Origin of the sequence: Rhizobium sp. CRRU65, assembly GCF_048551595.1 — a bacterium.
GTDB lineage: Bacteria > Pseudomonadota > Alphaproteobacteria > Rhizobiales > Rhizobiaceae > Rhizobium > Rhizobium leguminosarum_J.
Map to the genome: position 1 here is coordinate 267,557 of NZ_JBLYZH010000006.1, position 13,367 is coordinate 280,923.

The following is a 13,367-nucleotide window of genomic DNA, read 5'->3' on the forward strand; positions in this document are numbered from 1 at the left end:
CGGCGGCATTGCCGCCCGCAACATACCGCCTGGAATACCGCCGGCTTGGGAATGAAAGCAGAACATCTTTTCTGGTCTTTCCTTCCCGAATCACTACATTACGCGCCATGAGCAATAGTTTCGACGATATGCCCTTCTTCGACGAAGAGCCGGGCGAGATGGCGCGCAAGCCGCAGCCGCCTGCCGCACCTGCCGAACGGGCGCCCGCCGCCGGTGGCGGCATCGCCGCCCGCGCCATGGCGGCTCGCGACGGCGGCAAGCGGCCGGATTATCTCGCCGGGTTGAACCCCGAGCAGACCGAAGCCGTCGAGACGCTGGAAGGCCCCGTCCTCGTGCTCGCCGGCGCCGGCACCGGCAAGACGCGCGTACTGACGACCCGCATCGCCCATATCCTCAACACCGGCCGCGCCTTCCCCTCGCAGATCCTCGCCGTCACCTTCACCAATAAGGCCGCCCGCGAGATGAAGGAGCGCATCGCGCTGCTCGTCGGCGGCGCCGTCGAAGGCATGCCGTGGCTCGGCACCTTCCATTCGATCGGCGTCAAACTTCTGCGCCGCCACGGCGAGCTTGTCGGCCTGCGCTCCGATTTCACCATTCTCGACACCGACGACGTCGTCCGCCTCATCAAGCAGCTCATTCAGGCCGAAGGTCTCGACGACAAGCGCTGGCCGGCCAAGCAGTTCGCCGGCATGGTCGATACCTGGAAGAACAAGGGCCTCGGCCCCGCCGACATCCCCGAGGGTGATGCCCGCGCCTTTGCCAACGGCCGTGGCCGCGATCTCTATTTTGCCTATCAGGCGCGCCTGACGACGCTGAACGCCTGCGACTTCGGCGACCTGCTGATGCATCCGATCGCGATCTTCCGCAAAAACCCGGATCTCCTGAAGGAATATCACGGCCGCTTCCGCTATATCCTCGTCGACGAGTACCAGGATACCAACACGGCCCAGTACATGTGGCTCAGGCTTCTCGCTCAGCGCCCTAAGGGCGAGCTGCAGAACGTCTGCTGCGTTGGCGACGACGATCAGTCGATCTATGGCTGGCGCGGCGCCGAGATCGACAATATCCTGCGTTTCGAGAAGGATTTCCCCGGCGCCAAGGTCATCAAGCTCGAGCGCAACTATCGTTCGACCGAACATATCCTCGGGGCCGCCGCCCATCTGATCGCCCATAATGAAGGTCGCCTCGGCAAGACGCTGTTCACCGACCGCTCCGATCCGGACGACGCCAAGGTGCAGGTCCACGCCTCCTGGGACTCGGAGGAGGAAGCCCGCGCCATCGGCGAGGAGATCGAGCAACTCCAGCGCGGCAAGCATCTCTTGAACGACATGGCGATCCTCGTGCGCGCCTCCTTCCAGATGCGCGAATTCGAAGACCGCTTCGTCACCCTCGGCCTCAACTATCGCGTTATCGGCGGCCCGCGCTTCTACGAGCGCCTCGAGATCCGCGATGCCATGGCCTATTTCCGCCTCGTTGCGCAGTCGGCCGACGACCTCGCTTTCGAGCGCATCGTCAACACACCGAAGCGCGGCCTCGGCGATACGACGGTGCGCGCGCTGCACGACTATGCCCGTGCCCGCGATATCCCGATGCTTGCGGCAGCCGCCGACATCATCGAGACAGACGAGCTGAAGCCGAAGGCGCGAAAGGCGCTCTTCGACGTAATTCAATCTTTCCGCCGATGGCAGGAACTGCTTGAAAACACGCCGCATACCGAACTTGCCGAGCAGATTCTCGAAGAGTCCGGCTATACCGACATGTGGAAGAACGACAAGAGCGCCGAAGCACCCGGCCGCCTCGAAAACCTCAAGGAACTGATCCGCTCGATGGAAAGCTTCGAGTCGATGCGCGGCTTCCTCGAACACGTCTCCCTGGTGATGGATGCCGAAACCAACGAGAACCTCGATGCCGTCTCGATCATGACGCTGCACTCGGCCAAGGGTCTCGAATTCGACACCGTCTTCCTTCCCGGCTGGGAGGAAGGACTCTTCCCGCACCAGCGCTCGCTGGATGAGAGCGGCCGCGCCGGCCTGGAGGAGGAACGCCGCCTCGCCTATGTCGGCATCACCCGCGCCAAGCACCGCTGCCACATCTGGTTCGTCTCCAACCGCCGCATCCACGGCCTCTGGCAATCGACCCTGCCCTCGCGTTTCCTCGATGAACTGCCGGAAACCCATGTCGAGGTCGCCGAAATGGAGCAAAGCTACGGCGGGTACGGCCGCGGCGGCTACGGCCAGTCCCGCTTCGACAAGGCCGAACCCTTCACCAATTCCTATTCCACGCCCGGCTGGAAACGCGCCCAGGCCAACAAGACCGACGCCACACGCGACAATTGGGGCACCCGCTCCGGCCACGCCGTCGAACGCATAGGTTACGGCGAAAGCGGCCCGAAGGGGCGCACGATCGAAGGTGAGCTGGTGGCGAAATCGACATCGTCGGAACCGTCGAGATTCACCCCCGGCGATCGCGTGTTCCACCTGAAATTCGGCAACGGCAACATCACCGGCATCGAGGGCAACAAGCTGACGATTGAGTTCGACCGGGCCGGACAGAAGCGGGTCTTGGACGGGTTCGTCGAGCGCGTCTGACCTCGCGTCAGTATGACGCGAAGTTTACCCGAGCATCCGCATCCTTCCGAGCCCGAGAATATCGTTGATCAGGGCAATGCCCATTCCCGCCGCGACGATTCCCAATCCGATCAGAAAGAGCCGGCGAGACCGGTCATATTTGGCGGCAAACAGGGAGTCCCGCGCCAGCAGATCGGCAAAGACTTTCACCTGGACGGCGATGCCCACGGTCAGGAACAGCATCGGCAGAATATCGATGCTGGTCCAGTCATTAGGATTGGAAACCCAGACACTGATGAAATTGAGCGAGAAACCAAGGATGATCCCGGCCGCCGTCAGCGACCCGTTGCGAAACGTCGCGTCGATCTTTTCGTCGAGATCCGGCTCTGGCATGGCTTCGCTTCCGTCTTGCTTCTGAGGGTAAGAAAGGCAGAAATCATCACCCGGAGCAAGGTCGACCTGAAGTCGCCCCTCGCGGAAAGCAGACGAAATGCCGCAGCCGCGCAAACCCGAGCACTCCGCCCATAGCTCCTCCACGTGCTCCATTACGGCAATTTCGGGCCAACACCGGCATGGATTTAATCGCGCCCAGACAAACCGACCGCCAAAAAAAGCCAATAAATCCAATGAAAAACTTTGGTAACCGAAGAGGTTAACGTGCGTTGCCTCACATCGTCAATCGCACTTCCGCCCTGTCAAAACGTCGCTTTGACGCCTTTCGCAAATCAGCTTAGCCCAGAGGCTGCCCGCCCATGAAAGGCGGGCTTCACGACGAACTTTTCAAAGGAGGTTCCAGTGACCAGTGTTTCATCTCTCGGCAGCACCTTAACTCAATATCAGTCTCCGCTTTCCAGTCTGGACAAGAATGGCGACGGCGTCATTTCGGCGGACGAGTTGGCCGCCGCCTCGCAGTCCTCGACTTCGGCCACGGCGTCGACCGACAGCGACGACAGCAGCACCGATATCGTCAAGAAGATTACCGCCGACATCCTGTCGCTGATGCTGTCCATGCAGAAGACCGACGGCAGTGACGATCAGGGCGACGGCGGCGATCAGAGCGAGGGCGCTTCCAAGGGTGTCTTCGCCGCAATGGATACGAATGGCGACGGCAAGTTGACCGAGTCTGAATTTCTTGCCGCCGATCCGAACAGCATCAAGACTTCAGGCGACAGCGATCCGCTCCTGACCAAAGTGCTGAGCGACATGCAGACGGCCCTTCAGGCCTACCGCAATACCTACGGCGCTTCCGCCGCAGCAGGTGATTCTGCAGCCGACAACGTGGCGGCGGCCTAGCCGGGAGATCCGGGCTCTGCCGGGGGAGCCTCGATCCATCGATGCCGCACAAAAGCGTCCTACGCGGCAATTGCCGCCGTCGCGGGCTGTGTCCGCGATGCGGAAATCATGCACGCGCCTTCCCCTCCGTTCGATTTCAACACGAGAACCGCCGCCAGCTATCGTAATGATTGCATTAGAGCATTCTGTTTCGACGACTTACTACCGCTAGTGCCAGATTTAACACTTGCGCGTCCGCGTCTGGAAATCCACTAGTTGATCCATTCAGTGTGCTTGGCGTCTTACACTGCAATAAAGCGAAGGGATTGGCCTTGATGAAAGCGCTGCTGCTCGTCGATATTCAGAACGGCTTCTGTCCGGGCGGCAATCTGCCGGTGCCGGAGGGCGACAAGGTGGTTCCCGTCGCAAACAGACTGATCGACAGCGGCAAATACGATCTGATCGTCGCCTCGCAGGACTGGCATCCGCCGGGCCACGGCAGCTTCGCCTCCGCCCATCCCGGTGCCGCCCCCTTCGAGATGGGAGAACTGTCGGGCAAGCCGCAGATGATGTGGCCCGACCACTGCATGCAGGGTACGCTCGATGCCGAACTGCACCCCGAGCTCAAATCCGAAGAGATCGACCTGATTCAGCAGAAGGGCGAGGATCCTGATATCGACAGCTATTCGGCCTTCCGCGACAATGACCGCGATGCCTCGACCGGCCTTTCCGATTTCCTTGAGGATCAGGGCGTCACCGACCTCGACGTCTGCGGGCTGGCGACCGACTACTGCGTCAAGTTCTCCGCGCTCGACGCGCTGGAGATGATGCCGGGTGTCCGCGTCCGCTTCATCGAGGATGCAAGCCGCGGCATCACGCCCGAAGGCGTCGCCGCCGCCATCGAGGAGATGCGGGCGCATGGCATCGCGATCGTCGACAGCACCAAGATCCTGGCCGGCTAGTTCAGCTCGGATACCGCCCGAAAAAACCGCGTCGGATGTCGGATCGGGGCAAGCCAATCCGTCCTTGGCTCTGAACACACCAACAATGGGAGTCGAGAGATGAGAAAGCTTGTTGCTGCAGCCTTCGTCAGTTTGGACGGTGTCATGCAGGCGCCGGGCGGGCCGCGGGAGGATCCGACCGGCGGCTTCACGCAGGGCGGCTGGACCGTTAACTATTGGGACGAGCCGATGGGCCAGTTCATGGGCGGGATCTTTACCGATCCCTTCGAACTGGTGCTCGGCCGCAAGACCTACGAAATCTTCGCCGCGCACTGGCCCTTCGTAGGGAAAGACGATCCGATTGGCAAGGTCTTCAACGCCGTGACCAAATATGTCGCGACCACTTCCACGCAGCCGCTCACCTGGGCAAATTCCGTCGCTCTGCGCGGCGATGCAGCTGCCGAAATCGCCCGGTTGAAGCAGCAGGATGGCCCCGCCCTCCTGACACAGGGCAGCAGCGGCCTGTTGCAGACCCTATTGGCGCATGACCTGATCGACGAGCTCCGGCTTCTGACTTTCCCGCTCGTGCTTGGCCCGGGCAAACGCCTGTTCGGTCAAGGCGCCAAGCCGGAGGCGCTGAAGCTCACCGCCAACACGATATCGACGACGGGCGTGATCATGAGCGTCTACGAGCGTGCCGGCGCAATCAAGACAGGCACATTCGAGCTGGCGCAGCCCTCGGAGGCTGAGATCGAACGCCGGGAGCGAATGAAGCGCGAAGGCTGAACGCGCCTCCACGGTTGCGGGGCCGCGAGCGCCGTCCCGTCCCGCTTATAGGCTCCTGCCCTTCTTCTTCTGGTCGCGCTCCAGTCGCGGCACCACTCCCGAAGGTATTGCCGCCGCGATCGGCGAGATGCCGGCGCATGGCATCACAATGATCAAATGCGTGGGCGTGTTGTGCGAATAAGCTGCTGGCTGGCATCTTATTTCAGCACGTAGACGTCGAACGTCTCATCGCTTCCGGCAACCGTGCCGAAGCGCTTGATGAGGTTTGTCGCGCTCTGGAATGCAGAAATGTCTTCCGGCGTCAGAGACAATCGCCAAACGTAGCTTTCACGCAGGGAGACGGGCGCAGTAATCTGATCAAGCCGCTGCGAAAGAAGAATGACGACCGGCACATGTTCACTCTGCTGCAATCGATGTGCCGTTTGCAGAATATCGGCAAGGCTGAGCGAAAGCCGGGCGTTGCGGGTATATCGCACGATGGCGCCGAACCGCTCCTCCCGCAGAAGATAGGTGCGGTTGGGGACGTAATAGGGCAAGGCTTCCACCAGGTAGTCGGGATCCGCCATAATGACCGCATCCTTGAGATCGGGGCGCGATTGAATGAACGCACCGAGATCCTTGCTTCGGCTCAGGGGTATTTCGGCGATGAAGGCCTGATTGATCTTTTCGATACCGGACACGACCTGTAGCGCCAGCAATATCAGGAAGCAGAGACGTCCGAACTTTACGAAGCCGCCGGCAGCCTCGATGCCGGCAGCGCGCGTCCGCTCGCGCTGAGTATGTGTGGTCAAGGCGGTGATCGCGATCATGAAAACCAGCCAGAGCGCCTGATGTCTGTATCCACCGGGATAGACAAGCGTAAAAAGCAGCGAAAGCCCTACGAGAACCAGTCCGGCTGCGATCATCGCCGGCCGCCGGTGCGCCAGCGCCAGCAGGCTGCCATAGATGAGCACGGACATCAACGCTGCGAAAATCCGGGAGGCCAGCGGATATGCCACGACCAGTTCAAGGACGCTGTTGGGATAGAATTCCATAAAATGGGAACTGGGCGCGGCGAGTGCACCAAGGGCAAGCAAAGCGAAATTCTTGCCACTGAGATCGTTCTGCCCCGTATCGTTGAAGGTCGGATAGACTGTTACGAAACATAGAACAATTCCAACCGCGGCAATGGCAGCGGCTGTCGCAAAGGCCCGATATTCTGTCACAGCAGGCCTTGGCCGCGCCAGAATTAAGTCGAAAAACCAATAGGCGAGGAAGCCGCCGACGAGGACGACCGAATGGACGTTGGTATTTGCCTGCAAGGTAAACAATAGGCCGAGCAATAGCCCGTTGCGTGTTCCTTTCTCCCAACTCAGGACGATAAGGAAAATCACCAGCATGCTGATGCCGTAATTTCGCGACATCGCGGCATAATCGTAAACCGAAAAGCTGCTGAACAGCGACAGCAGCATGATGGAAAGCGGCAGTTTCAGCCTGAAAACAAGAAGATAGGCCGCGGTCGCTGCAATCGTCAGTGCGACGATCTTCAGGACGACAGGTGAGCCGACCAGAACATAGGCGGCGCGCAGCAGGATATACCAGAGAGCAGGATGACCCTCGCCATGCATCTGGCGAAGCATATCGATGAAATTATCCCCCTGGAGGGCGAGTGACAAAGCACGAACTTCGTCACGCCAGACCGTTTCAAACCAGCAAAGCGCAGACGCCAACGCAAGCCAGACCATAAAGATCAACGCCTTGCCAAGCTTGGCGGATCGAGGTTCATCGATAGCAGAGACAATCACGGCCAAATAACACGCAACCCGGTGAACGAAAGCGTCACGACCATATCGGCGCAGAAATAATTTGGCGTTAAGTGAAGGCCATCTTTTGATTTCAGGGGCGCTGAAGCATGTCGCGCAAACTGGGCAGCGGTTTAAACGCGACAAGCGAATCTGAAAGATCGTGGCGCGCTTTAGAATTTTTCCTCCCTCTCAAGAAGATGGATGTCTTCGGCTAGGTCTTCCATTCTCTGCAACAAGGCGGCCTGGGCATCTCTTAGCCCTCGATTGTAGAAGTACGGCCCTATCTCCTCGGCGAAGAAGTCAAGCAGGAATTCAGCCGGCAATGCACCGATGGGATCGAGTTCCCGGTCGAAATAAGCGCGGATGCGCGAAACGATCTCAGCCTTTTCTTCCTTCGAAAACTCGATCTTCTTCATGTTTGCCTCTTTACCGAATGCGATCAGGACTTTGATGGTTCAGCGAAATCGATTGGTCAATCAATGAAATTCAATTGCCGTTGCAAGCCGTAGACCATAAGGGGAAACCTGAATTCCAACAGGTAAGATCGCATGAATCGCGCCGACTTTGTTGAAGGTTTGCGAGGCGGCTCCGCCGTTGCGCTGGCATCGGCGCCCTTTGGCGCGCTCTTCGGAGCGCTTGCGGTCGAAAATGGCATGTCGCTCTCCGAAGCCGCCTTCATGAGCGCCACCGTCTATGCCGGCGCCAGCCAGATGGTCGGCATCGAACTCTTCGGTCACAATGTCCACGCCTGGCTGATTGTGCTGTCGATCCTCGCCGTCAATTTCCGCCACGTGCTCTATTCGGCGGCGCTGGCGCGCTACATCGGCCACTTCACGCCGGTGCAGAAATTCTTCACCTTCTTCCTGCTCGTCGATCCGCAATTCGCCGAAGCAGTAAAGCGCGCCGAGAGCGGCCGGCAACTCACCTTCGCCTGGTATTTCGGCTTTGCCATCATCATCTACATTCCCTGGGTGCTGATCAGCGTCGCCGGCGGCATGCTCGGCGGCTTCATCGGCGATCCCAAGGCCATCGGCCTCGACATCCTGCTGCCGGCCTATTTCCTCGGCATCGTCCTCGGCTTCCGCAAGCGAGACAATTTCCTGCCTGTGGCGCTCGTCAGCGCAGTGGCTTCCGTGTTCGCCTACCGTTACGTCGGCTCGCCCTGGCATGTCAGCCTCGGTGCTGCCGCCGGCATCGTGCTCGCCGCCGTGCTGCCTTTGCCGCCGCAACAGCCAGACCTCGAAGCCGACGCCCTTCAATCCGAAGTGCACGAGGTCTGAGCCATGGAATTCGATCTACACATGGCGCTCGTTATCCTCGCCGCAGCCGCCGCCACCTTCGCCACCCGCATCGGCGGCTATATCCTCATCACCCGAATGAAGAGCATCCCCCCGCGCATGGAGGCGGCGCTGAATGCCGTGCCGGCCGCCGTGCTGACGACGCTGGTTGCCCCCGCTTTCTTCATCGGCGGCTGGGAATCGAAGCTGGCGCTGATCGTCGCCCTCTTCATCGGCCTGCGCTTCAGCCATACATGGATGCTGGTCGCCGCCTGGATCGTCGTGATGACCTGGCGCCACACGATCGGCGTCTGAGCACCGGCCCGAAAGCCGGCGCAGAAATTCAAGGCATTGCAGCGTCGCCGACGCCGTAATACCGCTTTCTCAATATTCCAGCGGCAGCGTCGCGTTTTCGAGCCACGCCCTGACATCGTGATCGTGGATGAGCGGCATCAGCGCCTCGCATGTGCGGCGATGATAGTCGTTGAACCAGTGCAGCTCGTCGTGGGTCAGAAGCTCGGGAATGACGAGACTGCGGTCGATCGGGCAGAAAGTCAGCGTCTCGAATCCGAGCATCGGCGCATCGCCGCCCTCGATCTCCTCGGCCCCGCGCACATAGATCAGGTTCTCGATGCGGATGCCGAAGCTGCCGGGCCGGTAATAGCCCGGCTCGTTCGAAAGGATCATGCCGGGCAGCAGTTCCTGTGTCGACAGCCTGGAGATGCGCTGCGGCCCCTCATGCACCGAGAGATAGGAGCCGACGCCGTGGCCTGTGCCGTGAGCGAAATCGGCGCCGGCCCGCCACAGTGCGATGCGCGCCAGCGGATCGAGATCGCAGCCGCGCGTGCCCTTCGGGAAACGCGCGGTGCTGATCTCTATCATCCCCTTCAGCACCAGCGTGAAGAAGCGCCGATGCTCTTCCGAAACTCTGCCGATGCCGACGGTGCGGGTGATGTCGGTCGTACCGTTGATATATTGCGCGCCGGAATCGATCAAAAAGAGTTCGCCGGCCTCGATCATCCGGTTGGTCTCGGTCGTCACGCGGTAATGCATGATCGCCGCATGTTCGCCGGCGCCCGAAATCGTGTCGAAGGAAATGTCCTTCAGCGGGTTCTGCACGCTCTGGCCGACGCGGGCGCGCGCCGCTTCGAGATGCTCGGCGGCCGTGATCTCGCTCACCGTGCCGGGCTTGGTCTGCGACAGCCAATAGAGGAATTCCACCATCGCCGCACCGTCCTGCAGATGCGCGGCGGCCGAGCCGTTGATCTCGACGTCGTTCTTCACCGCACGCGGCAGCTTGGCGGGATCGGCGCCCTCCACCACTTCGCCGCCCGCCTTGCGGATGATCTCGGCCAACGCATAGGCGGCGATGTCAGGGTCGATCAGCACGCGGCCACCATCCCTGGAAACGGCGGCGAGCTTTTCTTCCAGCACCGATGGTGGCAACTGGGTGCAAATCTGCGCGAGATAGGCCTCCGGCTCGATGCCGGTCTTGCGCTTGTCGAGGAAGATCTCGGCCCGCCCGTCGGCATGGATGATGGCACGCGCCAGCGGATGCGGCGTATGCGGCACGTCGGCGCCGCGGATATTGAAGGTCCAGGCGACCGAAGAGGGATCGGCGATCAGCACCGCCGCAAGGTTCTTCTTCGAAAGATCAGCGGCGATCGTCGCGATCTTCTCTCTCGCCAGCACGCCGGCCTGCGCCACGTTCTGGATGTTGACCGCGCCGAGCGGCTCGGCCGGTCGGTCAGCCCAAAGCCTGTCGAGCGGATTGTGCGGCAGGAATATCAGCGTTCCGCCGATCTGCGACAGCGCTTTTTCCAGACGGCGCACCTCAGCCCCTGCGTGCAGCCAGGGGTCAATGCCGAGCCGCAGCCCCTTGGCTCCGTTTCCGGCAAGCCAGAGATGTGGCGGCTCGTTGACGAGATCGCCGCCCGAAAAGACCGAACCGTCGACCTGTTCGGCAAGCTGCGTCACATAGCGTCCGTCGACGAAGACGATCGCCTGCGTGCGCAGGATCAGCGCAATGCCGGCCGAGCCGGTAAAGCCCGTCAGCCATGCCAAGCGCTCTGAACATGCGGGAACATATTCGCCGTTGAATTCATCGGCGCGCGGCACGAGGAAGGCGTCGATGCCGAGCGAATCGAAACCGGCGCGCAGCGCCGATACACGATCCCTGCCGAATTGCGGCGTGGAGGTAACCTCGAAAGACTGGAACATGCTGGAAACCCGAATGATTGAGACGAATCCGGTTAATGGAATGCCGGCCATGTTAGCGAAATTTCAACCGATGGGGAGAAAAAGCGACCAAACGAGTCGAAACCCCTGGGGCCGCTCAACATTTTGACGGAACTGTGACGCCAAAAGTTAATTTGGCACGCTTTATGCATTGGCCGCATGGCTCCCATGAGCAAAACCCTCTGCCTCCGCATTTCAGAATAGCTATATAGGCGTCATCGAACGGTTCGCGATGAACCTGTAAACAAAGGAATTCTTGAAATGACCGCCTCTCTCTCGCGCTTCGCATATAGCAGCCCGGTGCAGGCTGGCGAACGCCAGACCGTGCGTCACGTAATCGGCGCCCGCCGCCCGCAGAACGAGGACAGCCTCAAGCTGCTCGGCGCCGGCCAGCGGGCCACGCGCCACAAGGGCGCCCTCAGCTACGCGTTCTAAGCCTGAAAGCCAGTCCGTCTCCTCCCTCCCGGACCGGCCTATTGGAATGCAGTAGAGCCCGCTTGAGCGCTCCTCCCCTTGAGCTCGCGGGCATTGACCGGATAGACCGGTCCAAGGCGGTGCCATCGGCACCGCCTTTTTTGTTGTCTTCAACAAGGTGACGGAGCGGCTCCGTTTCGATAAGGCGGTGCGGCACCCGCCACCGCCCTCATCCCTGTGCTTGTCACAGGGATCCAGTGCGCCCAAGTCCTTGGGCGCGGGAAACTCTCTTCAAGCTCGTATGGAGTTATTCACCGCGCAGACGCGCGGTGGCTGGATCCCTGTGACGGGCACAGGGATGAGGGTGGGGACGAGGCGCGTTGCCTTAAGCATGGCATGCGTTTGCAGGAGCAATCACCTGCTCACAGCCTTGAAAAATCAAGGCCGATCGAGATGAATAGTCACCCAGCCATTGCGCCAGATGGTTCTGACATGGCGAAGCCTCGCGCCACTATAGGCGGCAATCACCTTCCAGCGTTGCCCGGCAAGGATGCCGGAGAGAATAACTGATCCGCCAGGCGCAAGATGCGTCGCAAGCTTCGGCGCCATGCGGATCAGCGGCCGCGCGAGAATATTGGCGATGATGAGATCGAAGGGACCCTGCTCTGAAAAGGCGGTCGAATGAAAGCCCGGTGCGGTCCTGGTGACGATGCCCGAGGCGATGCCGTTGCGGCGCACGTTCTCGGCCGCCACCTTCGTCGCGATCGGATCGATGTCGGTCGCAAGCACCGGTATGTTCCTGAGCTTGCGCACCGCAATCGCCAGTACGCCGCTGCCGGTGCCGAGATCGAGCGCGTTGCGGACCAGGCGCGAGCGCACCACGGCATCGATCACCTCGAGGCAGCCGGCCGTCGTTCCGTGATGGCCAGTGCCGAAGGCCTGGCCGGCATCGATCTCGATGGCAATGTCGCCGGGGCGGATCTTATTGCGGTCATGCGAGCCATGCACCAGGAAACGCCCTGCCCTGACGGGCTTCAGTCCCTCCAGCGATTTCACCACCCAGTCGATTTCGGGGATGACTTCCCGTTCCAGCCGGGCCTCGGGGAAAGAGGCCTTCAATGCGTCCTCGACCCGGGATTGCACCTCAGTCTCGTCCTCGGCCATCATATAGATCGAGGCTTCCCAGATATCCTTCTTCTCATCGATCTCGGTGGTGCCGATGGCAAAGTCTTCTTCACCGAAGACCGTGCTCAGAAGGTCGAGGATCTCTTCGGCCTTGCTTTCGGTCGTCGTCACGTAAAGGCGGATTTCACTCACGATAGGCGGTCTTTCCCGTTTCCGTTGCCCGCCATCGGTCGAGCCAACGCCCCATCACGCTGAAACCATCACCCCTTGTTGACGAGATTCTCTAGCTTCTTTACCGCCGTGTCCGGGTTTTCGCCATAGGCGATTGTTCCGGAAAACCGCCCGGCCGAATCAAGCAGGAAGACCGAGGCGGTGTGATCCATCGTATAGTCGCCATTCGGATCCTTCTCGTCGACCGGCACCTTCTTGGCGTAGACGCGGAACCCCTTGATAACCTCGGCGATCTTGTCAGGCGCGCCGGAAATGCCAGTGATGCGCTTGGAAACGTTGGAGACGTATTCGTTCATGATCTCAGGCGTGTCGCGCTCCGGATCGACGGTCACGAAATAGGCCTGCAGCTTGTCGCCCTTCGGATCGACCTTCTCCATCCAGCCGTTCAGCTCGAAAAGCGTCGTCGGGCAGACTTCCGGGCAATGGGTGAAGCCGAAAAACAGCGCCGTCGGCTTGCCGCGCAGCGCCTGCTCGGTGATCGGCTGTCCGTTCTGGGAGACCAGGGTGAAGGGTACGCCGAAGGGCGGTTCGGCCACCACATCCTTCGACTTCGTCAGGTTGAGCGTAAACGCTCCGAGAAACCCGGCAAGTATCAGGACACCGACCCAAACGGCGATGCGGAATGTCTTCATTGGCATGATCCTCAATCCAGGCGGATGTGCCGCCCGCCCCTGCTGGCGTGATTATAGCCTCGACCGAAGGCGCGCAATTCAAGAATATGTTTTCGAACCC

At 60.6% G+C, this 13,367-nt stretch carries 13 protein-coding genes; 7 read left to right on the forward strand and 6 right to left on the reverse strand.

Going from position 1 to position 13,367, the window contains the following annotated elements; translation table 11 throughout:
- Nucleotides 1-107: 107 nt before the first annotated feature.
- Complete coding sequence (locus ACM5SV_RS15180) at nucleotides 108-2,588, forward strand: ATP-dependent helicase (RefSeq protein WP_222014176.1); 2,481 nt, start codon at nucleotides 108-110, stop codon at nucleotides 2,586-2,588.
- Between the two features lie 24 nt (nucleotides 2,589-2,612).
- Here ACM5SV_RS15180 and ACM5SV_RS15185 read toward each other — a convergent pair whose 3' ends face one another.
- Nucleotides 2,613-2,960, reverse strand: coding sequence for a hypothetical protein (locus tag ACM5SV_RS15185; RefSeq protein WP_012758258.1), 348 nt, complete (start codon nucleotides 2,958-2,960; stop codon nucleotides 2,613-2,615).
- A 402-nt stretch (nucleotides 2,961-3,362) separates the two neighbouring features.
- Between ACM5SV_RS15185 and ACM5SV_RS15190 the strand changes: the two genes are divergently transcribed.
- The 3 genes from ACM5SV_RS15190 (at nucleotide 3,363) to ACM5SV_RS15200 (ending at nucleotide 5,566) form a co-directional block, all read left to right on the forward strand.
- Nucleotides 3,363-3,860 carry an EF-hand domain-containing protein gene (locus ACM5SV_RS15190; RefSeq protein ID WP_012758259.1) on the forward strand — a complete coding sequence of 166 codons (498 nt, stop codon included), beginning with the start codon at nucleotides 3,363-3,365 and terminating at the stop codon, nucleotides 3,858-3,860.
- A gap of 314 nt (nucleotides 3,861-4,174) precedes the next feature.
- Nucleotides 4,175-4,801 (forward strand): bifunctional nicotinamidase/pyrazinamidase, encoded by a 627-nt coding sequence (pncA, locus tag ACM5SV_RS15195; RefSeq protein WP_012758260.1) that lies wholly within the window; start codon nucleotides 4,175-4,177, stop codon nucleotides 4,799-4,801.
- Between the two features lie 99 nt (nucleotides 4,802-4,900).
- The gene (locus tag ACM5SV_RS15200; RefSeq protein ID WP_012758261.1) at nucleotides 4,901-5,566 is read left to right on the forward strand and encodes a dihydrofolate reductase family protein; all 666 of its coding nucleotides are present in this window, start codon (nucleotides 4,901-4,903) and stop codon (nucleotides 5,564-5,566) included.
- 197 nt (nucleotides 5,567-5,763) lie between these two features.
- Here the strand turns inward: ACM5SV_RS15200 and ACM5SV_RS15205 are convergent, their stop codons facing one another.
- Nucleotides 5,764-7,356, reverse strand: coding sequence for a hypothetical protein (locus ACM5SV_RS15205; protein WP_222014177.1), 1,593 nt, complete (start codon nucleotides 7,354-7,356; stop codon nucleotides 5,764-5,766).
- Nucleotides 7,357-7,520: 164 nt separating this feature from the next.
- A complete protein-coding gene (locus ACM5SV_RS15210) occupies nucleotides 7,521-7,766 on the reverse strand; it encodes a DUF2164 domain-containing protein (protein WP_012758263.1) in 246 nt (81 codons plus the stop codon).
- A 132-nt stretch (nucleotides 7,767-7,898) separates the two neighbouring features.
- Between ACM5SV_RS15210 and ACM5SV_RS15215 the strand changes: the two genes are divergently transcribed.
- On the forward strand, nucleotides 7,899-8,630 hold the full coding sequence (locus tag ACM5SV_RS15215) for an AzlC family ABC transporter permease (RefSeq protein WP_012758264.1): 732 nt from the start codon (nucleotides 7,899-7,901) through the stop codon (nucleotides 8,628-8,630).
- A 3-nt stretch (nucleotides 8,631-8,633) separates the two neighbouring features.
- Nucleotides 8,634-8,942: an AzlD family protein gene (locus ACM5SV_RS15220; protein ID WP_012758265.1), complete on the forward strand. Its 309-nt coding sequence runs from the start codon at nucleotides 8,634-8,636 to the stop codon at nucleotides 8,940-8,942.
- Between the two features lie 69 nt (nucleotides 8,943-9,011).
- Here the strand turns inward: ACM5SV_RS15220 and ACM5SV_RS15225 are convergent, their stop codons facing one another.
- Nucleotides 9,012-10,847: an aminopeptidase P family protein gene (locus ACM5SV_RS15225; protein WP_032996676.1), complete on the reverse strand. Its 1,836-nt coding sequence runs from the start codon at nucleotides 10,845-10,847 to the stop codon at nucleotides 9,012-9,014.
- Between the two features lie 279 nt (nucleotides 10,848-11,126).
- Between ACM5SV_RS15225 and ACM5SV_RS15230 the strand changes: the two genes are divergently transcribed.
- Nucleotides 11,127-11,300, forward strand: coding sequence for a hypothetical protein (locus ACM5SV_RS15230; protein ID WP_012758267.1), 174 nt, complete (start codon nucleotides 11,127-11,129; stop codon nucleotides 11,298-11,300).
- Nucleotides 11,301-11,717: 417 nt separating this feature from the next.
- Here ACM5SV_RS15230 and ACM5SV_RS15235 read toward each other — a convergent pair whose 3' ends face one another.
- The gene (locus ACM5SV_RS15235) at nucleotides 11,718-12,596 is read right to left on the reverse strand and encodes a 50S ribosomal protein L11 methyltransferase (RefSeq protein ID WP_113545206.1); all 879 of its coding nucleotides are present in this window, start codon (nucleotides 12,594-12,596) and stop codon (nucleotides 11,718-11,720) included.
- 68 nt (nucleotides 12,597-12,664) lie between these two features.
- On the reverse strand, nucleotides 12,665-13,267 hold the full coding sequence (locus ACM5SV_RS15240) for an SCO family protein (protein WP_026157424.1): 603 nt from the start codon (nucleotides 13,265-13,267) through the stop codon (nucleotides 12,665-12,667).
- Nucleotides 13,268-13,367: the final 100 nt, after the last annotated feature.

Excerpts from the sequence above, each read along its gene's own strand:
- ACM5SV_RS15210 (WP_012758263.1), bottom strand. The coding sequence starts at position 7,766 with ATGAAGAAGATCGAGTTTTCGAAGGAAGAAAAGGCTGAGATCGTTTCG.
- ACM5SV_RS15220 (WP_012758265.1), top strand. The coding sequence starts at position 8,634 with ATGGAATTCGATCTACACATGGCGCTCGTTATCCTCGCCGCAGCCGCC.
- ACM5SV_RS15225 (WP_032996676.1), bottom strand. The coding sequence starts at position 10,847 with ATGTTCCAGTCTTTCGAGGTTACCTCCACGCCGCAATTCGGCAGGGAT.
- pncA (WP_012758260.1), top strand. The coding sequence starts at position 4,175 with ATGAAAGCGCTGCTGCTCGTCGATATTCAGAACGGCTTCTGTCCGGGC.
- ACM5SV_RS15215 (WP_012758264.1), top strand. The coding sequence starts at position 7,899 with ATGAATCGCGCCGACTTTGTTGAAGGTTTGCGAGGCGGCTCCGCCGTT.
- ACM5SV_RS15180 (WP_222014176.1), top strand. The coding sequence starts at position 108 with ATGAGCAATAGTTTCGACGATATGCCCTTCTTCGACGAAGAGCCGGGC.
- ACM5SV_RS15200 (WP_012758261.1), top strand. The coding sequence starts at position 4,901 with ATGAGAAAGCTTGTTGCTGCAGCCTTCGTCAGTTTGGACGGTGTCATG.
- ACM5SV_RS15240 (WP_026157424.1), bottom strand. The coding sequence starts at position 13,267 with ATGAAGACATTCCGCATCGCCGTTTGGGTCGGTGTCCTGATACTTGCC.
- ACM5SV_RS15230 (WP_012758267.1), top strand. The coding sequence starts at position 11,127 with ATGACCGCCTCTCTCTCGCGCTTCGCATATAGCAGCCCGGTGCAGGCT.
- ACM5SV_RS15185 (WP_012758258.1), bottom strand. The coding sequence starts at position 2,960 with ATGCCAGAGCCGGATCTCGACGAAAAGATCGACGCGACGTTTCGCAAC.